Origin of the sequence: Candidatus Filomicrobium marinum, assembly GCF_000981545.1 — a bacterium.
Taxonomy (GTDB): Bacteria; Pseudomonadota; Alphaproteobacteria; order Rhizobiales; family Hyphomicrobiaceae; genus Filomicrobium; species Filomicrobium insigne.
The window spans coordinates 2,504,420-2,522,691 of the sequence record NZ_LN829119.1 but is presented as its reverse complement, the minus strand read 5'-3'; the positions used below and the strand labels follow the sequence as shown (position 1 = coordinate 2,522,691).

Below are 18,272 nucleotides of genomic sequence, written 5' to 3'. Positions count from 1 at the left end.
TTTCGGCGACGTTGGAGGGGGTCAGCTTCAAACCCAAAATTAAACTGGCGCCGGTCAAGAATGACACGGCGCCAGATAAAATTGCGCAACCAGATTACTTGTAAGACTGGCGGCTCCCGTGAGAGTCCCACAGATCTAGATTTTCTCTGCGTCCGTCGGCGTGGGTGATGGAGATGCCCCACCACTTGCGACGCACCTCAAAGTAATGCGCTTCCGGATCATAAACCTCTGACGCGACACCAAGGGTGGCCGCGTCAAGCCGCCCAACGGACGACAATAATCCGTAAGCCGCCACAATTAAGTTGCGTCGTGACGTCTCCAGCTGCACCTGAGAATTCAAAAGTTCTTGCTCGGCATTAAGGACGTCCAAGAGCGTTCGCTGGCCGACCTTCTCTTCTTCGCGCACGCCGGCCAAAGCTGTCTGGTTGGCTGTCACCTGAACTTTATCGGATTCGATCTGAGCGACGGCGGCTTGATACTGCGACCATGCCGTCACAGTGACTTCGCGCACCTGCGTGCGAACATCTTCAATGTCCTGAAGGCGGCTGACATGCGTATGCTTGGCGGCACGTACGCGTGCCGAAACCTCACCGCCCTGATAGATGGGGACGTTGATGCGGCCGGTGACCGTAGTCGTCTCGGATTCAGCAATCGAGTCGCTTGACTCAAACCGGTCCTGGTAGCGGGCTTCAAGCGTGACCGTCGGCAACAGTTCACCGCGGATCGTGTCCACGTTGTAGCTGGCAGCTTGTTCCAAGTAGAGAGCCGTGATGATCAGCGGGTTCTCGTGCTCCGCTCGCGCGATCGCCGCCTCAAGCGTCTTCGGCATTAGCCTGTAGGGAACAGTTGGCTCGCGCAGATTGCTTGGCGGCGAGCCGATGACGCGTTCATAACGTGCGCGGCTGGATTTCAGATTGGCCCGCGCCAAATCCAGGTCCGACACGGCGCCCGCACGACGCGCTTGAGCTTGCGCGACATCGGTTCTCGTGACTTCGCCAACTTCGAAACGATCCTGCGTGGCGCTTAGCTCACGGCTCAGAACGTTGACGTTGTTCTCCTGCAAACCAACGATAGCCTGGTCCCGGACCACATCCATATACGCGGTGACGCCGTCGAAAAGGACCTGGCGCTCAATTTCGCGCAGATTTTCGCGGCCAGCGCGGACGTTGGCTTCTGCCTGATTTACCAGGTTCGTGGTGCGAAACCCGTTAAACAGGTTCTGCTGAACGGATACGTCGTACCCGCGAGGCGTGCTGCGGCGGCCACTGCGTCCACCACCGACTTCATCATCGAACCGTACGCGGCTGTCCTGAACACCCAGGTCGGCATTACCTTCGACAAACGGCAAGTAGCCCGAACGTGCTTGAGGCACGCTTTCGTCCGTGGCGCGCAACCGGGCCCGCTCGGCATCGATGCGTGGGTTATAAGTATAGGCCGCTGAGAGCGCCTGATTGAGAGTTTCGGCAGTCGCCGTATCCGAAAATGCTGAACTGGCCGCTATCAGCGCCGCCATGGCGGCGGATCTGAAGAGCGCACCCAGTCGCATCTGGACAGGACTGTTCGTCATCATCGCGACTCGCTTCCGTTGTGAAATCTGGCACTGCGGCGAGACTGGTACGCTGTCTCTTGGGCATCGACGCCTACACCCAACGGCATATCCGATTCCAAGACCACACTGGATGTAGCCCCCAAGCTGTCCACATGCGATGCACCGGTTTTGCATTACCCGTGCACACACCCGACGCGCTGCCAAAGCTAGCTGCTAGTTCAATAATATCCGCTGAGTGCTCGGCAAAGCCCCGTTACTCGTTCCGAGCCCCCTCCGTTGTGCTGCGTTGCACTTCGCACACAGTTTAGGCAGAAGCCGACTAATGCATGTTTACGCTAGCGTAAGCTTTTCATCGTAGGCGGAGGGCAGAATCAACGACACGCAACGACTAGCCTAACCAACAGACTTTATTTGTTTTTTTGCCATGCCTGCAACGAGCGATAGGCCCCGCATGACTCGCGTGTGCTTTCATTCATTTTACGCGATTCTGTCCGTGCGGAAATCACGACACGCGCGCGAGTCAACGATCGTGTTTAAATCGGCCGATCACGATTTCTCGCGCCAGAAAATCTGCTGATAGCGTCCGAGGCCGGATGATTCGCGAATCACTGCGCGGCCGCCACCTTTTCGTTTGCTCATCCGCAGCCAACAAACGGGCCGAACTCTAGAGTGAAAGACGGACGCGTCCTTGACTCACAACGTGAAAACTGCGGGCTTTGCAAAACCCGGGAGAGGGGAAGCCGCTGCCTCAAAAGCTTCGCGCTCATCGAACGTCGCACCAAGGCGGCGCCACAACACAGCCCGGGAAAGTGGTCCCTTCTGATAGATTGCCACCAGTCGGCCACCGTCCTTTAGCTGATCCAAGAGGCCGAAGGGGACTTCTTCAACCTGTCCTTCCAGAACGATCGCATCGTACGGTCCTTCATCAGGGTAACCCGACGCCAATTCGCCAGAGACGACAGCCACGTTGTCATAGGACGTCTCAGACAAGAGGTTCCCTGCCGTTTCCGCAAGCTCAGGATCCACTTCCAACGCGACGACTGTCTCCGCTAAGCGCCCGAGCACAGCGGCGGAATATCCCGTGGCGCACCCAACGTCGAGAACAACGTCGCTCTCAGAAATTTCTGCGAGTTGTACGAGCCGTGCAAAGTCACGCGGCGCCATCAGGGATCGGGTCGCCCGATTCGCACCATTCGGTGGCATCATTACAGGCACTTCGTCATCGATGTAGGCCAAAGGCTTCATCGCGGTCGGGACGAACTGCTCACGCGGGATTTCCAGCATTGCCCGAATAATGCGCCGGTCGGTCACGTCACTCGGACGGATCTGCGAATCCACCATGTTCGTGCGTTGCACAGCGGCATCTACAGAAACCATGTCATATCCTTCATCGCGTTGTGGCCTGACGCCTGTTTTGAAGGGCGCCATCAGGGCCGAGCAGGCGCTGCTTGTCCGTTGCAATGGAGCGAAAATTTTACTTCGAGCCCACTTAGCAGGCCCGCGCCATCTCGCCAACGCTCCTCTTGACCGATTTTGCTTGGCCCAAGCTTGGCTGAGCTTCATGCCGCAGCGGCAAAGGGACGATTGCACAAGGATAGATCATTGTGATAATCGCTTATCTCCCGCGGTCAGGAGACCTCCAATCGCGATGCCCTTCGGGGCCGGCCGTTCGCCACCACCGGCGGTCGCAGGTACTTTGGCCACGTGGCGGAGTGGTGACGCAGCGGACTGCAAATCCGTATACGCCGGTTCGATTCCGGCCGTGGCCTCCAGCTTCTTTTGCTGGGACTTTCCTTGCCGTATCGGGCTTCTGAAGCAGGCTCGTTGCGGTTAAGGGTGCGCCATTGAGGCACATCCTTGTTTTTGCTTCTTTGGGGCTTCTAATCTCTGCGCACTTCATGCTATCAAGCGCGCTCTGATTTGGTTCCCGAATATTCCGCGGTAGCTCAGCGGTAGAGCATCCGACTGTTAATCGGACGGTCGTAGGTTCGAATCCTACCCGCGGAGCCATTCATCTGTACGTCTAACGGTGCAGCCCCTGGGTAACATCGGAGATATCGGCGACTATTTGCGTGCCTATGCCGAACGGCAGCTTTTGGTGGTCCTGACACCGCGCCTGATGCAGCTTCGTCGCCTTGTGATTGGCGAAGCCGGTCGATTTCCGGAACTGGGGCAAGCTCTTTACGAGGGTGGAGCCGCACGTGCCATCGCCGCCCTGGCGGCGGAGTTCGAGCAATTTGTCGAGCGTGGTTGGCTCGTGCTCGAAGATGCGCACTCCGCTGCTACGCATTTCAATTGGCTGATCATGGGCGAGCCCGTGAATAAGGCCATGTTGTTGGGCGACGAGGCGATCCCGAGCCCTGCAGCACTCCGTCAGCATGCCGCTGATGCGGTGAGGGTCTTTCTTGCAGCTTACGCGCCGCGCCGTCCGAAGTGACGAGTTGTATCTGGCTCAAACGCCATAATACGCTCAATGCCTCGCAATCCACTGAGCTATGTGTGGCCAATGATCGGACAGAGTTCGCGCGCCCATGAACAATCCGATGTGGCCTCCAGGCACTGTCTCTTGGACAATATCGCGCCTTGGCGTACCAATCAGTTTTACAGCGCCCAGGACCTGCTCGGGCGCGGTGATGTCATCCTTCTCGCCCGCTAACAGGTACACGGGGCATTTGATGTTCCGTAGATCGAGCGTCCGCCCCAGGGCCACGAACGTTCCCTTCGCAAGACGGTTTTCCATGAACAACTGCGTGATGACCTGGAGATACCAACGACCGGGCAAATCAATTGGGTTTTCATACCAACTTTCAAACGTCTCCTCCTTCTTGAGGTACGCAGGGTCATCAATGTGTTCGTAGAGATCGATGAGATTCTCGAAATAGTGCTGCTCGGGGTGCATGTTTTTCCAGCCCTGGAGCATGAACTTTCCGCGCATCAGGCCGCCACCCAGCGCGACCAATTCCTCATAGAATGAGCGTGGCGAGGCATGGACCATATGCTTCAATGGTCCTGAGCCCGCATCGGTGTCGATCGGGGCGCCTGCAAGAACAAGGGAATTCACCTTTTCGGGGAAACGTGCTGCGATCATCGCGCAGACCCAGCCCCCCTGACAAAGCCCCACGAGGTTCACGCGGCCGCCCAGATCATCGATCGCAATCACCATTTCCTCAAGATAGTTGTCGATCTCCAGGTCCTTCATATCTTCGGTCGCCGACTTCCAGTCGGTCAGAAGGACGTGGCCAAGTCCGTTGGCTAACAGCGTTTCTATAAGGCTCTGGCCGCGATGATAGTCGGCGATCACAGCGGTGTGGCCCGCGTGCGGAGCATCGACGAGCGTCGGGATTCCATCGTCGGGATTTCCGTATTCCCGCAAACGCATGGTGCGCAAATCCAACCTCGTGCAATGCGGTGTTGCGAGAACGGGACGCAGTTCGTCGTAGATTTTGATCTCTTCTTCTACAAACTTGAGGTTCTTCACATAGAGTTCGGTTCCCGCTTCGATCATCGTGGCCGCCATGTTCATAGGCCAGAACGCAGGAACGCTCATTGGGATGAGTTTTTCTACGCCTGCATGTTTTCGGGCCATCTATCCATCTCCTTCAAGACCGTGGTCCCGGTGCCGCCGCGTGCATTTCGATACGATTGAGATGTCGCGACTGGAGTGCCGAGCGGTGATCCAGCAGTCGGTAGACTGAGATTTTGATGAGACTTCCGAGCAGGAAGAACACCAACGCATACCCCCAAACCATGAGCACAAGAGGCCAGCCGGTCGGTGCCATGAACCATCCGTAGACGACGGCGAGCGTCCCGACGATCTGCGTCGTTTCACAGGGGACGACAAGCTTCCAACTCGGCCATGGCCGTTCCCAGATCGGCCCCTTGTTGCGCGTCAGATAAATCGTCATGTGCCCGGCGACGAGCAATTTGAGAAATACGAGGGATTGAACAACGGCGGGCTCGAGCTGAAGATAATCACGCGCAATCCAGAACATGCCGAAACTACTGAACACGCCGAAGATGCCCAGCGCGGAGGCTACCGTTAGAACGCGTGTCATATCCCAACGCACCGGCTTCAAGGCAACAGGTGCGTTGTCGTAAGCGATCATCATGATGGGAAGATCGTTCAACAATGCGAGCAGCACGACCATGATCGCTGTGACGGGATAGAAGTTGAAGATCAGGATGCTGGCCGTCATGAACAGGAGAACCCGCGTCGTCTCCGCGATGCGATAGATGGCATAGCCAGTCATACGCTCGAAGATCTGGCGCGCTTCTTCAATAGCGCGGGTGATTACCGAAAGGCCCGGCGCCGTCAGCACCAAATCAGCCGCTGCTCGTGCAGCGTCCGTTGCACCGCTTACGGCAATTCCAACATCGGCCTGCTTCAGCGCAGGCGCATCGTTAACGCCGTCTCCCGTCATTCCGACGATGTGACCCGCCCCTTCCAGGACCTTCACAATTTCGAACTTGTGTTCGGGAAAAACGCGGGCAAATCCATCCGCTGCACGGATGGCAGGAAGACGATCCTGCGCGGCGCCATCACCAAAGACCTTCTCCGCCACGACGATATTTTTCCCGAGGCCCAACTCTCCCGCGATTTGGCGAGCAATCGCTTCGTGGTCTCCAGTGACCATTTTGATATCGAGCCCCATCGACTTGGTCGTGGCGATCGTACGCGCGCTGTCATCCCAAGGGGGGTCAAACATCGGAAGGAGGCCGAGGAACCGCCAGCTTCCCGTGTCGTCTTTGCGTGCTACGCCGAGTGTCCGATATCCGCGACTGGCATCTCTGTCGATTTTCTCTGTTACGTCTTTGCTCTGTCCCGCATCCAACTTACACAGATCCAGAATGACTTGGGGGGCGCCCTTCGCGACACTGAAGCGTTTTGCATCTTTCTCGACGTCAGCGCTCGCGTGTTTGATTACGGGATCGAAGGGGTGAAAGGCGAGGATGCGATAGCCTTCGAGTGAGGCGGTGGTTTCTTTCAAAGCCGCGAGGATGGCACTGTCGATCGCATCAGGCGCATCACTGCGTGAGGCCAAAGCCGCCGCCAACACGAGTTCCTCCGCCCGCACACCGTCGGCTGGCTGCACTTCACCTAGTTTCAGTTTGTTCTGGGTCAGTGTGCCTGTCTTGTCGGTGCACAGAATATCCATGCCCGCCATCTCTTCGATCGATACAAGACGCGTAACGATCGCTCGCATCCGGGCCAAGTGCTCGGCACCGACCGCCATAGTCACGGACAATACGGCAGGTAACGCAACGGGGATTGAGGCGACCGCGAGAATGAGCGCGAATTGCGCGGTTTCGATCAGCGGATCCTGGCGGAATAAAGCGGCAAGGCCGATCAATACGACCAATCCGATAGTCACTAAGATCAGAAAATTACCGATCCGCAGAACTGCGCGCTGAAAGTGCGAGACGGTCTTGGCCTCTTCAACGAGATGCGCTGTCTTGCCGAAATAGGTGTCCATTCCCGTCTCGGTAACGAGCGCTGTCATTTCTCCGAGTTTGGCAATTGAGCCTGAATATGCGACGTCGCCAGGCTTTTTGTCGACCGGCAGAGACTCTCCCGTCAGTGCCGACTGATCAACGCTGAGATAGGCACCTTCGATGAGCTTAACGTCAGCGGGGACGATACTACCGAGCGTAATCTTCACCACATCGCCAGGCACGAGCAGGCGCGCGACAATCTCCTGCCACTTGCCGTCTCGCAAGACATGAGCCTTTGGGGCGAGCCGCTGTTTCAAGAGCGCAATGGCGTTGTCGGCCTTATATTCCTGCCAGAAGCCTACGCCCGCATTCACAAACAACATGGTGAGAATTACGGCGAAGTCAGCCCAGTGACCGACGACGGCGGAGAGAACCGCTGCAATCTCAATCATCCATGGAATAGGTCCCCAGAAGAATCCCGCTAATTTCTGAAGGAGGCTTACAGCGTGTTCTGCTAGCGCATTTTCCCCGTATTGGGCGAGACGCCGGGCTGCTTCTTCTCGGGACAAACCGGCTGCTTCCGCACCGCTCAATTTCGATTGAAGCGGTTCGTCCGGCGACTTGGCGGCGGCAAAATCATTCCGCATGCATATCGCGTCCCGCCCTCAAAAAAGGGCCTGGGCTACGCAATCAGGACAATGCGTCGCCGTCACCCCATAAAGGCAGGCGTCGGACGACACCGCCTTTCATGTAGGAGGCCACCGCGTGATATGCGATGGGACAGACCTGCGGCGGGTCGTCGTCCGTGGTCAAGGAGCCAGTGCGTTAACCGGTTGCGCAGGCGGCGCGTCTTCTGGATCGATATCACCAGCCAGTTCGCGAGCCCCGTCGCGGTCATAAATGTCGGGACGGAACTGCACTTCGCCGTTCGTTTCACCCCAAGCGGTGATGTAGACAAAGTAAACGGGTATTGGACGCGATAAGGTCAAATCCAATGGATCACCCTGGTCGAGCACTGCCTGAACGCGTTCCGGCTGTTCCCAGCCAGCCTCCTGCTGCGCGATCCAACTCACGAGATCCATGACATCCTGAACACGAACGCACCCTGCGCTATAGCTTCGGGCAGGCTGCTTGAAGAGCTGCTTCATCGGCGTGTCGTGCATGTAAACAATATGCTCGTTGGGCATATCGATCCGGACAAGACCCAACGCGTTCCAGGGGCCGGGATCCTGACGGAAAAACGTCTGGGAGAGATCGACGTTGTGCCAATCGATGGTGGCGAGATCAATCTCCGGGCCGTCGAAGCTGCCGCGGAAAGCGCGAATGTGTTCTTTCTCCAAATAATCCGGCTCCCGCTGCATGCGCGGCACGAGATCGAGGCGCGCAATACTTCCAGGCACGCGCCAGTAAGGGTAGAAATTCAACCCGCGGATCGTCGATTTTATGGACGGTGTTTCGCGTCCCGGCCGTCCGGCGATTACCCGGTGCCGCTGCTGGACTTCGTGACGGTTGACGGCTTCGAGCTGATAAGCCGGCACGTTTACGAGCACGTATCTATCTTCGACGCCGGAGGTCCATAGCTGCTGGATGCGGTTCAGATTAAGCCGCAGCTGATTGAGGCGCATTTCCGCGGTAACGTTGAGCGCGGCGAAGGTCGGCCGATCGACGCGGCCTCTCATGCGCAAACCGTGACGGGCCTGGAAACGCATTACCGCTTGTTCAAGCTCACCGTCGAAAGCGAAGCTGTCATAATAGCTTCCGGTCGCAGGCATATCGCCACTAGCGCGCAGACGTCGGCGCAGAGCGGGGACGCGTTCATCATCATCACCCGGGCGCATAAGCCGCGGCCCTGGGACCATCGGCCAACCGCCGTTAGCGACAATCTGTTGATACCGCTTGATGGCTTCGTGCATCGACTGGATCATCACGTCGCTCAGCCACGGCGTAGGCCCGTCGCGCAGATCGTCAAGCCGGATCGTGCTCGATTCACGTGGGCCGGCACGGGAGCGGCGATCCAGCTGCGCGCCATGGCCGATAATCGATTCCCACCACTGGCCATCCTGAGCAAAAGCACCGCGAGAGAATGGAACTAGTCCAGCCGAAGCGGCAAGTGCCGCAGCACCGCAAAGTAAGCCTCGTCGTGTCGCGCCAGACACCTTCTTGGTGCGCTCCATAGTCATCGCAAATTCCTGATGAATTCCCGTGTGCCCATTGCCCGTTGCCGTCAGCTTTAATTGCCGCAGCACGTTAGCTCCGCCGCTTTTACCTAACAACTATGCCTGTGGCCAAACAAAGACGTTTGACGTTCCCGTGAAATTGCTTCTCCAACTGGCCTTGGGAGCCAGCAATATCATGCTGCCGAGACCCCGTAGAAACGACTTTCACTTTGTCGAAGTTCCGTTCAAAGCATTGCTCATTGGCGCAAATCGGGCGAGCGCTCTGTCAACCGAGATGATCCCAACCTTTACGGGTTATGCTCAATGAGTTTCCATCGTCTCCGACGACGCTAACCCCTAGCGTCGCAATTATTTCTCCAACCTCAGCAATTGATACGCCGGCGTGCCGCGCAGCCTCTGCGAACGCTCCGAGCGCATCCGGCGGTACGGCCGCCAAAATTTCATAATCATCGCCTCCGCTCAAGGCGTCCGTCAGCGATACTTTCTGGTTGTTAACCAGTCGCTGAATTGGTGCGCTCAAGGGGACCTGATGCGCCCGCAGACATGCCCCTACTCCGCTGGCGCGGCACATGCGTTCCAGATCGAGGATCAGGCCATCCGAGATATCCATCGCAGCCGATGCATATGTGCGCAGGGCTTCGACGATGCCAAGTTTCGGCCTCGGACGCTGATAGCGGTTTTTGAGGAAATCCGCGTCGGTTCGAGAGAGATGCCCGAAGGCCTCTGATGACTGGCATACCTGCAGTCCCGCCGAGGCATCTCCGATTGTTCCCGTTACGATAAGCCGGTCACCGGGTCGCGCGTTACGGCGCAACACCGCGGTTTCCTGCGGCACGCTGCCAATTGCGGTCACGGTCAGCGCCAGCCCGCTCGTTCCACGAACCGTGTCCCCGCCAGCCAAGTGGATGCTCCAGTCTGACTGCCCCTGTCGGAAGCCCTCTGCCAACCCCTCAAGCCAATCGGTCGAACCGACGGCTGGCAATGTCAGCGAGAGCATATAGGCAAGCGGATCGGCAGCTTTCGCCACGAGATCGGACACGTTCACCGCGAGAGCTTTGTAGGCTGCGTCGGATGCTTGCTGCACCGAGCCGTCGAAAAGGAAATGGACGTCCTGGACCAGCGTATCCATGGTCAAGACCAGCTGACGTCCGGACGGCGCGGAAAGAATTGCTGCGTCGTCAGTCAGCCCAAGCGCGCCGGGCAGGCCTGCCGTCAGGGGTGCGAACACCCGAGCGATCATGGCTTGCTCGGCGTCGGACTTGGGAAGCTCAGCCATTGGCCCTATCGGGAGATGGATCCGGCTCGGTATCGGCAGGCGGTTCGTTTTTATCCTGCGGAGAGGTCCGCCGCATCTCAAACTCGGAAACGCGGAGGCGGCGCGCGAGGCGATCCAACACGCCATTGGCGACTTTGGGCTCATCGTCGTCAAAGAACGCATGCGCGACTTCGATGTACTCGTTGATCACAACGCGGGCAGGGATGTCGCGTCGCTCGATCAATTCGAATGCGCCTGCACGCAAAATAGCCCGAAGCGTAGAGTCGACGCGCTTGAGCCGCCAATTCAACGCAAGCTGATGATCGATCATAGGATCAATGTCGCGCTGTCTGCGCACGACGCCGCGCACGAGTTCTGCAAAAAACGCAGCGTCGGTGGCGGGCGTCTTCGGTTCAGTCGTCTCTTCGGCTGGATTTGCTTCCGTCTCTTCGGTCGGAAAGCGGAGCGTTGTGAATTCGTGGATGACGTCGGTCACGTCGGTTCCAGCAAGGTCCATCTGGTAGAGAGCTTGCACGGCCGCCATGCGGCCAGCGCTACGGGCTGCACGGTTTGCGCTGCCGGTAGCCTTTCCTGAAGCCCGGCGAACAACTTTACGTGGCTTGACGGTCATGCCCCTTGCCCCTGGAATTCACGCGAAAGTTCAATCAATCGGAGGCAGGCTGCAGCGGCGTCGGCGCCTTTGCTGGAGCGGCCGCCCCGCGCGCGTTCCAGCGCCTGGGCTTCGTTTTCCACCGTCAGAATACCGTTGCCGACGGGCACGTTATGTTCAATCGCAATCTGCATCAGCCAGTGGTTGGCGTTGTTAATGACGACATCAAAGTGTGAGGTCTCCCCTCTTATGACGCAACCCAACGCCACGGCGCCACAATACTGAGCGCTGGCGGCGCTGCGGGGAATTAGGCCGGACGTCACGGCCTGCGCGAGAACCTGGGGAATCTCCAGCGCCCCGGGGACGATAATATGATCATAGCTTGCGCCCTGCGCCTCTAGCTCCGCGAGCGCCCCGGTAAAGAGCTCGTCGGCAATCTCCGGATAAAACCGTGCTTCAATGATGAGCACTTTAGCGCGCCAGCGCGGTGACTTGTGATCGACGGCTGGTGCATCCGGCCGCCCTGTTCTGGTTACCATGTCGGTCCACCTAGAGGTCTTGATTTCTTACAAATTTTTCGAGCGTTGAAGCTCACGAGCCAGCGCTGCTCCCGCAGCACACAAGGACATTCCGCCCATGCGTTTTCCGAAGACGGCTATTTCTTATGTCAAAAGCGAACCCTCAGTAGAATTCGCGCGTGTCGACAATAGATAGTCCGAAAGCTTCTAATCCGACATAGATATGCGCCGGGGAGTTTGTGAGCAGCACCATATCGCTTACGCCGAGCGAGCGCAGTATTTGCGATCCCACGCCGATCTCAACTTGGCGACGGTCGTTGCGGGTATGCCCACCTTCAGATGCCGGGCGTGCCGCGATATACTCGGACACCCCCTTCGGCCGAAGATCACGGATCAATACGATAACGCCCCGGCCTTCATCCGCGACAGCGCGCATGGCAGCGGCGATCTGGGATTCGCCTGCTGTCTCGGAGCCCACGCCAAGCAGGTCCACGAACGGGCTCACAGCATGTACACGCACAAGCACGGGCTCTGAACCGGAAATGTCGCCTTTGACCAGCGCCAAGTGTTCCCCCGGCTCCACCAACGTCTCGAAGACGTGCAGTTTGAATTCTCCGCCGAACGCGCTGTTAATATCGCTCACGGCCAACGGGCGGACGATGTGATCATGCCGCAAGCGGTATGCGATCAGGTCTTCGATCGTGCCGATTTTCAGTCCGTGCTTTTGGGCAAACACCATAAGGTCCGGCAGGCGGGCCATGCTGCCGTCGTCATTCATGATCTCGCAAATTACCGCTGCGGGCAAAAGCCCCGCCATGCGGGCTAAGTCCACGGAAGCTTCCGTATGCCCCGCACGCATCAAGACACCCCCTTCGCGCGCGGCGATCGGAAAGACATGTCCTGGAGAAACTATGTCGTCTGCACCTTTACTGGGATCAATGGCCGTCGCGATGGTCCGCGCACGGTCGGCCGCCGAGATGCCGGTGGAAATTCCTTCACGCGCCTCAATCGACTGGGTGAACGCCGTGCGGTTCCGTGAAAGGTTGGAGCGCACCATGGCCTCGAGCCGCAGCGTCTGCGCGCGTGCCCGCGTCAACGTCAAGCATATGAGGCCACGGCCATGCTTGGCCATGAAGTTTACAGCATCCGGCGTAGCCATCTGTGCGGGTATGACGAGATCGCCCTCGTTCTCCCGATCCGGGGCATCAACCAGGATGACCATGCGGCCATTACGCATTTCCTCGATAATTTCCTCGGTCGAGGACAACCCGAGTTCGGTCTGCGGCGAGGCTGATGTTTTCGCCTGATCTATCAATTTCGAAACTCCATCATGCGCGCGACGTAACGCGCGAACACATCAACCTCAAGATTGACGTTCTCGCCTGCGCTTTTCGCTCCCCATGTGGTGGCGGTCAAGGTGTGGGGGATGACATTTACGCCGAAACGCCCACCACTTACCTCGTTAACGGTCAGAGAGGTGCCATCCAGAGCCACAGAACCTTTGGGCGCGATGTAGATTGCGAGATGCTCAGGAACCTCAAATGAGAAGCGCCGGGATACATCATCGTCCTGACAATCAATAATGCGTGCGACACCGTCGACATGGCCGGTCACGACGTGTCCCCCCATCTCATCTCCCAATGCCAGGGCACGCTCGAGATTGATCCTCCGGCCCGGCTTCCATTGGCCTACCGTCGTTTTGCTACGGGTCTCATTGGAGACATCGACGGAGAAAAGACACCCCTCAGCACGCGCTCCGATCTTCGTGACGGTGAGACAAACGCCATCGCAGGCGATCGACGCGCCGATCGCGATATCGGCGGCCGGATAAGAGGCGCTGATCTGGAAGCTGCCGTCGTTTTGGTCGGCAATTGTGCCAATGTCGGTAATGATACCGGTGAACATCGCCTCAATCCTCAATTCTTACGATACGTTAGCATTACATCGTGGCCGACGTGGTTGATCTCCGCCAATGACAGAGAAAGACCTGGGAGAAGTGCTGCAAGTTCTTCGGGCCCGGGAACTTGCCGGGGCGGCGGCAAAACTGCAAACGATGAATCCGTGGGCGGTGCGCGAAACATAATCACTTCGTCCGCGAGACCCGCCCCCGCGAAGGCCCGCCACATGGTTGGGCCCCCTTCAACGAGGAGCCGCGTGACGCCCTCTGCCACGAGTGCTTCCGCCACTGCGGGGAGCCAGGGAAGTCCACGGACGTCGTTCACTTCAATCAGCTTGGCGCCCAAATCGGATAGCTCACCCGCCACTCCAGCTTGTTCCGCAAAGAGTTTCCTGCTCCCGACAATCCACACGGGTGTCTGTTGTGCAGAACGCACCAGTCGGCTTCTGGGCGATGGAAGCTCTCGCCCTGCGAGCACAATACGAACAGGCGAACGGTCAGCCAAACCCGGAAGGCGACATGTCAGATCAGGGTCATCATCGGTGACGGTACGGGCTCCGACGAGAATTGCGTCTGCGCGCGCGCGCAAAAGATGGCCCCGCAAGCGTGCCAACTTTCCCGTTACCCACGTGGGCGCGCCGCTGTTTCCCCGGGGGACGCTCAATGCGTGGTCGACCGCCAGCTTCAACTGAACAAGCGGGCGTCGCTCCGTCACGCGTAGAATATGGCCCCGCGTTACCCAATTGGCTTCCTTATTAAGGACCCCGCGTTCAACATTTATGCCGGCTGCGCGCATCCGCGCCGTACCGCGACCCGACACCCGCGGATCCGGGTCCTCTTGAGCGAGAACGACGCGCGAGAGGCCGGCGGCAATGACGGCGTCCGCGCACGGTGGCGTTCTTCCGACATGGGAGCAGGGCTCCAACGTCACGTACATCGTCTTGCCGCGCGCGCACTCACCCGCCTGCCCGATAGCTATAGGCTCGGCGTGTGGACGCCCGCCTGGGGCCGTGGCCGCCACCGATATGATCGTTTGTGTCGTCTCGTCGGCAATGACTGCACCAACAGTCGGATTCGGCGCCGTTGTGCCCAGCGCACGGCGCGCGGCGCTCAAAGCAAGCGACATCATCTGACGATCGAAGGCAGTCGTGGTGGTAATCGGACTATTCCAGTTTCAGCCGCAGGCCCACATGCGGCGGTTCACGATGAGGATTGTGAGCAGGCGGACATTTGAGACCGACTAAGCCGGCGAATGCCGCCAGCACAGATTTGTGTCCCAGGGGATAATCCGCGCAAGCCGTACTCTGAACGTCCGAAACGCTCTTTTACACCCCTTAGCCCCGCTTACCAACGACTGCGATATCCACGATGCGCTCAGGCTTCGCCGGAGAGTTCGGAGGTTCAGATATGCCCGCTGCCTGCTCGCGCGGTGGGATTGCATCGCCAGCAATCTCGCCGAGAACGCCCGCGAAATCCGCAGCCTCGCGGAAATCGCGGTACACGGAGGCAAACCGGACATAGGCAACGGGGTCTAATCCGCGCAGCGCGTCCATTACAAGCTGACCGATCATGGCGGAATCGATTTCGGTCTCACCGCTCGCCTCAAGTTGGCGAACAATGCCGGACACCATCCGCTCAATGCGCTCCGTATCGATGGGCCGCTTGCGCAGCGCGACCTGCACGGAGTTCATCAGCTTATCGCGGTCGAACGGGACTTTGCGCCCGGAACGCTTCGTCACGATGAGTTCGCGCAGCTGCACGCGCTCAAACGTCGTAAAGCGGCCGCCACAGTCCGGGCAGACGCGACGCCGGCGGATCGCGGAATTTTCCTCCGTCGGCCGGCTGTCCTTTACCTGCGAATCTTCGCAAGCGCAGTAGGGGCAGCGCATAGGTCTCTCTTCTCCGCAAAAGCTAAAGGCGCCGCGCAGGTCGTTGGCCCGCGCGACGCCTCTATCTTATAGCCCGTTACCGATGCTCCGGTTAAGGCTCAATTCTGGCTGTAGATGGGAAAACGTTTGCAAAGCGCAATCGCTTCCGCCTTGATCTTCTCTTCCACAGCTGCATTGCCGTTTTCGCCATTCTTCGCGAGGCCATCTAGCACTTCGGCGATCATACGGCCGATGTCACGGAACTCAGCGACGCCGAAGCCGCGTGTCGTGCCAGCAGGCGCGCCGAGACGGATACCCGAAGTCACCATCGGCTTCTCGGGGTCGAACGGCACACCGTTCTTGTTGCAGGTGATATGCGCACGGCCCATCGCCTTTTCCGAGATGTCGCCGGTCACCTTCTTCGGACGCAGGTCCACCAGGATGAGGTGGGAATCGGTGCCGCCCGAAACCAGCGCAAAGCCGTTTTCAACGAGGACTTCGCCCATGGCCTTGGCGTTATCGATGACGTTCTTGATATAGACTTTATAGTCCGGCTGCAGAGCTTCACCGAAAGCGACTGCCTTAGCGGCGATGACGTGCATCAGCGGGCCGCCCTGAATGCCAGGGAAGATCGCCGAGTTGAACTTCTTCGACAGGGCTTCGTCGTTGGTCAGGATCATGCCACCGCGCGGGCCGCGCAGGGTCTTGTGGGTCGTCGTGGTGACGGCGTGCGCGTGCGGGAACGGGCTCGGATAGAGACCGGCGGCAACAAGGCCAGCGAAGTGGGCCATGTCGACCATGAAGTAAGCGCCAACTTCATCGGCGATCTGACGGAACGTCGCGAAGTCGATCTTGCGCGGATAAGCGGAACCGCCTGCGATGATCAGCTTCGGTTTGTGCTTCTGCGCGAGCTCACGAACCTCATTGAAGTCGATCAGGTGCTTTTCGCGGTCGACGCCGTAGTGGACGGCATTGAACCACTTGCCCGACTGGTTGACCGTGGCACCGTGGGTCAAGTGACCACCGGCGGCCAGACTCAAACCAAGGATCGTGTCGCCTGGCGCAAGCAGTGCGTTGAAAACGCCCTGGTTTGCCTGGCTGCCCGAATTCGGCTGAACGTTGGCGAAGCCACAGCCGAAAATCTTCTTGGCGCGATCAATCGCCAGCTGTTCAGCGATATCGACGAACTGGCAGCCGCCATAGTAGCGGCGGCCGGGATAGCCTTCGGCGTACTTGTTTGTCAGAACGCTTCCTGCTGCCTCAAGAACAGCCTTCGACACGATGTTTTCAGAGGCGATCAGCTCAATCTCGTGCTGCTGACGGTCAAGCTCTTTCGCGATCGCGTCGGCAATCTCCGGGTCGCGCTCAGCGAGTGACTGAGTAAAGAAGTTATTGGTGTCTGCGCCCGCTGCGGCCGTGGCTGTCGACATGAAGCTGTCCTCGTGCTTGCAAAAAGTTGCGGCGTTTCAAAGAAAAATGGCTGGTTCGCCGCAAGAACCCCGGCATCTCCAGCGTTGGTTGATCGTATGCCCTACCATAGTCGAATACGGTGGAACAAGATGTCGGACTAGACGCGGCGCTTTGCCGCCACGCTGTAAAAGGCCCTACAAACCCGGCAGGAAGTGCCTTTTCTATCTAACTTCTTCAAATTCTGGATTTATTCCGCAGCGAGGCGCACATATTCGCCCTTGGCGACTGGGCAGCGCTGCCAAAGCTCTCTCAGTGAAGCTACGAGATGGTCCATGTGCGCGTCTGTGTGGGTCGGACCAGGCGTCAGGCGGATACGCTCGGTGCCCCGCGGTACGGTCGGATAATTGATGGGCTGCACATAGACTCCGTAATGATTGAGAAGCGCATCCGTGACCGCTTTGCAGTGCACAGGATCACCAACCATCACTGGGACGATATGGCTCGGGTTTTCCATAACCGGGAAGCCTTCGTCCGCGAGGCGCCGTTTCAGCGTTGCCGAGCGCTCGTGCATGTGTTCCCGCTCAACCTTACTGGACTTCAAGTGGCGAATGGACGCCAGCGCGCCAGCGGCAATGGCGGGCGCGAGCGAGGTCGTGAAGATGAAGCCTGCCGCATAGGAGCGGATGGCATCGCAAATGACGCGGCTTGCCGCGATATAGCCACCCATCACGCCAAAGCCCTTGGCAAGGGTACCGTTGATGATGTCGACACGGTTCATCACACCGTCACGCTCGGCTATACCGCCGCCACGGGGGCCATAAAGACCAACTGCATGGACCTCATCGAGATAGGTCATGGCGCCGTACTTTTCTGCGAGATCGCAGATCGCGGAAATCGGCGCGATATGACCGTCCATCGAATAGACACTCTCGAATGCAATCAACTTGGGCGTTTCCTTGGGATACTGCGCAAGCTGAGCTTCAAGATCCGTGATGTCGTTGTGCCGCCAGATGTGCTTCATGCCGCCACCGTGGCGGATACCAGCAATCATCGACGCATGGTTTTTCTCATCCGAGAACAGCACGATGCCGGGGATGAGCTGTTGGATGGTTGACAGTGTCGCGTCATTCGCGACGAAGGCCGAGGTAAACAACAGCGCCGCTGGCTTACCGTGCAGGTCGGCCAGTTCAGCTTCCAGTTCGACGTGATAATGCGTCGTGCCGGAGATGTTCCGCGTTCCGCCAGAACCGGCCCCAACCAGATCAATGGCCTCGTGCATCGCATTGGTGACCACGGGGTGCTGGCTCATGCCAAGATAGTCATTGGAGCACCACACCGTGATGTCGGACGCCCCATGTGTATCAACATGATAAGCGTGCGGGTAATTCCCGCGCTGGCGTTTCAGGTCCGCGAAAACGCGGTAGCGCCCTTCCCGATGTAAGGCATCGATAGCGTCCTGAAACTTCTTGCCATAATCCATGTTGCGGTCCCGAATGCCCGTGGATGGCCCAGTTCCAGAAAACCGAGCTGGTTAATCGGTGGAGTCATAGAATGA

At 58.5% G+C, this 18,272-nt stretch carries 15 protein-coding genes and 2 tRNA genes; 3 read left to right on the top strand and 14 right to left on the bottom strand.

From position 1 onward, the window contains the following. Window positions 1-94: 94 nt before the first annotated feature. Complete coding sequence (locus YBN1229_RS11830; RefSeq protein WP_076605345.1) at window positions 95-1,570, bottom strand: TolC family outer membrane protein; 1,476 nt, start codon at window positions 1,568-1,570, stop codon at window positions 95-97. Between the two features lie 672 nt (window positions 1,571-2,242). Then, window positions 2,243-2,926 (bottom strand): protein-L-isoaspartate O-methyltransferase family protein, encoded by a 684-nt coding sequence (locus YBN1229_RS11825; protein ID WP_046480644.1) that lies wholly within the window; start codon window positions 2,924-2,926, stop codon window positions 2,243-2,245. A gap of 321 nt (window positions 2,927-3,247) precedes the next feature. On the opposite strand from YBN1229_RS11825, the gene YBN1229_RS11820 reads away from it, so the two are divergent. The 3 genes from YBN1229_RS11820 to YBN1229_RS11810 all read left to right on the top strand — a co-directional run bounded on the left by YBN1229_RS11820 (window position 3,248) and on the right by YBN1229_RS11810 (window position 3,986). Beyond that, window positions 3,248-3,321, top strand: a tRNA-Cys gene (locus tag YBN1229_RS11820). 163 nt (window positions 3,322-3,484) lie between these two features. Beyond that, a tRNA-Asn gene (locus YBN1229_RS11815) sits at window positions 3,485-3,559 on the top strand. A gap of 19 nt (window positions 3,560-3,578) precedes the next feature. Further along, window positions 3,579-3,986, top strand: a complete 408-nt coding sequence (locus YBN1229_RS11810) for a TetR/AcrR family transcriptional regulator C-terminal domain-containing protein (RefSeq protein ID WP_052743897.1) — start codon at window positions 3,579-3,581, stop codon at window positions 3,984-3,986. A 33-nt stretch (window positions 3,987-4,019) separates the two neighbouring features. On the opposite strand, the gene YBN1229_RS11805 is transcribed toward YBN1229_RS11810, so the two are convergent. From YBN1229_RS11805 to hemA, 12 genes are all read right to left on the bottom strand, one after another. Then, window positions 4,020-5,135 carry an alpha/beta fold hydrolase gene (locus YBN1229_RS11805; RefSeq protein WP_046479134.1) on the bottom strand — a complete coding sequence of 372 codons (1,116 nt, stop codon included), beginning with the start codon at window positions 5,133-5,135 and terminating at the stop codon, window positions 4,020-4,022. A 13-nt stretch (window positions 5,136-5,148) separates the two neighbouring features. Next, window positions 5,149-7,629: a plasma-membrane proton-efflux P-type ATPase gene (locus tag YBN1229_RS11800; RefSeq protein WP_052743896.1), complete on the bottom strand. Its 2,481-nt coding sequence runs from the start codon at window positions 7,627-7,629 to the stop codon at window positions 5,149-5,151. Window positions 7,630-7,791: 162 nt separating this feature from the next. Next, window positions 7,792-9,228 (bottom strand): L,D-transpeptidase family protein, encoded by a 1,437-nt coding sequence (locus tag YBN1229_RS11795; RefSeq protein WP_052743895.1) that lies wholly within the window; start codon window positions 9,226-9,228, stop codon window positions 7,792-7,794. Between the two features lie 196 nt (window positions 9,229-9,424). After that, the gene (thiL, locus tag YBN1229_RS11790; protein ID WP_046479135.1) at window positions 9,425-10,435 is read right to left on the bottom strand and encodes a thiamine-phosphate kinase; all 1,011 of its coding nucleotides are present in this window, start codon (window positions 10,433-10,435) and stop codon (window positions 9,425-9,427) included. Further along, window positions 10,428-11,045 (bottom strand): transcription antitermination factor NusB, encoded by a 618-nt coding sequence (gene nusB, locus YBN1229_RS11785; RefSeq protein WP_046479136.1) that lies wholly within the window; start codon window positions 11,043-11,045, stop codon window positions 10,428-10,430. Before nusB ends, thiL begins: the two co-directional genes overlap by 8 nt. Beyond that, window positions 11,042-11,563 (bottom strand): 6,7-dimethyl-8-ribityllumazine synthase, encoded by a 522-nt coding sequence (gene ribH, locus YBN1229_RS11780; RefSeq protein ID WP_046479137.1) that lies wholly within the window; start codon window positions 11,561-11,563, stop codon window positions 11,042-11,044. The genes nusB and ribH overlap by 4 nt, the downstream gene beginning before the upstream one ends. Window positions 11,564-11,705: 142 nt before the next feature. After that, window positions 11,706-12,857: a 3,4-dihydroxy-2-butanone-4-phosphate synthase gene (gene ribB / locus YBN1229_RS11775; RefSeq protein ID WP_348270692.1), complete on the bottom strand. Its 1,152-nt coding sequence runs from the start codon at window positions 12,855-12,857 to the stop codon at window positions 11,706-11,708. Further along, the gene (locus tag YBN1229_RS11770; protein ID WP_046479138.1) at window positions 12,854-13,447 is read right to left on the bottom strand and encodes a riboflavin synthase; all 594 of its coding nucleotides are present in this window, start codon (window positions 13,445-13,447) and stop codon (window positions 12,854-12,856) included. Before YBN1229_RS11770 ends, ribB begins: the two co-directional genes overlap by 4 nt. Window positions 13,448-13,458: 11 nt before the next feature. Further along, window positions 13,459-14,568, bottom strand: coding sequence for a bifunctional diaminohydroxyphosphoribosylaminopyrimidine deaminase/5-amino-6-(5-phosphoribosylamino)uracil reductase RibD (ribD, locus tag YBN1229_RS11765; protein ID WP_052743894.1), 1,110 nt, complete (start codon window positions 14,566-14,568; stop codon window positions 13,459-13,461). A gap of 205 nt (window positions 14,569-14,773) precedes the next feature. Continuing rightward, window positions 14,774-15,328, bottom strand: a complete 555-nt coding sequence (gene nrdR, locus YBN1229_RS11760) for a transcriptional regulator NrdR (protein WP_082101116.1) — start codon at window positions 15,326-15,328, stop codon at window positions 14,774-14,776. A 98-nt stretch (window positions 15,329-15,426) separates the two neighbouring features. Next, the gene (glyA, locus tag YBN1229_RS11755) at window positions 15,427-16,737 is read right to left on the bottom strand and encodes a serine hydroxymethyltransferase (RefSeq protein ID WP_046479140.1); all 1,311 of its coding nucleotides are present in this window, start codon (window positions 16,735-16,737) and stop codon (window positions 15,427-15,429) included. Between the two features lie 227 nt (window positions 16,738-16,964). Further along, on the bottom strand, window positions 16,965-18,197 hold the full coding sequence (hemA, locus tag YBN1229_RS11750) for a 5-aminolevulinate synthase (protein WP_046479141.1): 1,233 nt from the start codon (window positions 18,195-18,197) through the stop codon (window positions 16,965-16,967). Between the last annotated feature and the right edge of the window lie 75 nt (window positions 18,198-18,272).

Excerpts from the sequence above, each read along its gene's own strand:
- nrdR (WP_082101116.1), bottom strand. The coding sequence starts at position 15,328 with ATGCGCTGCCCCTACTGCGCTTGCGAAGATTCGCAGGTAAAGGACAGC.
- YBN1229_RS11805 (WP_046479134.1), bottom strand. The coding sequence starts at position 5,135 with ATGGCCCGAAAACATGCAGGCGTAGAAAAACTCATCCCAATGAGCGTT.
- thiL (WP_046479135.1), bottom strand. The coding sequence starts at position 10,435 with ATGGCTGAGCTTCCCAAGTCCGACGCCGAGCAAGCCATGATCGCTCGG.
- hemA (WP_046479141.1), bottom strand. The coding sequence starts at position 18,197 with ATGGATTATGGCAAGAAGTTTCAGGACGCTATCGATGCCTTACATCGG.
- YBN1229_RS11830 (WP_076605345.1), bottom strand. The coding sequence starts at position 1,570 with ATGATGACGAACAGTCCTGTCCAGATGCGACTGGGTGCGCTCTTCAGA.
- ribD (WP_052743894.1), bottom strand. The coding sequence starts at position 14,568 with ATGATGTCGCTTGCTTTGAGCGCCGCGCGCCGTGCGCTGGGCACAACG.
- YBN1229_RS11770 (WP_046479138.1), bottom strand. The coding sequence starts at position 13,447 with ATGTTCACCGGTATCATTACCGACATTGGCACAATTGCCGACCAAAAC.
- ribH (WP_046479137.1), bottom strand. The coding sequence starts at position 11,563 with ATGGTAACCAGAACAGGGCGGCCGGATGCACCAGCCGTCGATCACAAG.
- glyA (WP_046479140.1), bottom strand. The coding sequence starts at position 16,737 with ATGTCGACAGCCACGGCCGCAGCGGGCGCAGACACCAATAACTTCTTT.
- YBN1229_RS11800 (WP_052743896.1), bottom strand. The coding sequence starts at position 7,629 with ATGCGGAATGATTTTGCCGCCGCCAAGTCGCCGGACGAACCGCTTCAA.
- YBN1229_RS11825 (WP_046480644.1), bottom strand. The coding sequence starts at position 2,926 with ATGGTTTCTGTAGATGCCGCTGTGCAACGCACGAACATGGTGGATTCG.
- nusB (WP_046479136.1), bottom strand. The coding sequence starts at position 11,045 with ATGACCGTCAAGCCACGTAAAGTTGTTCGCCGGGCTTCAGGAAAGGCT.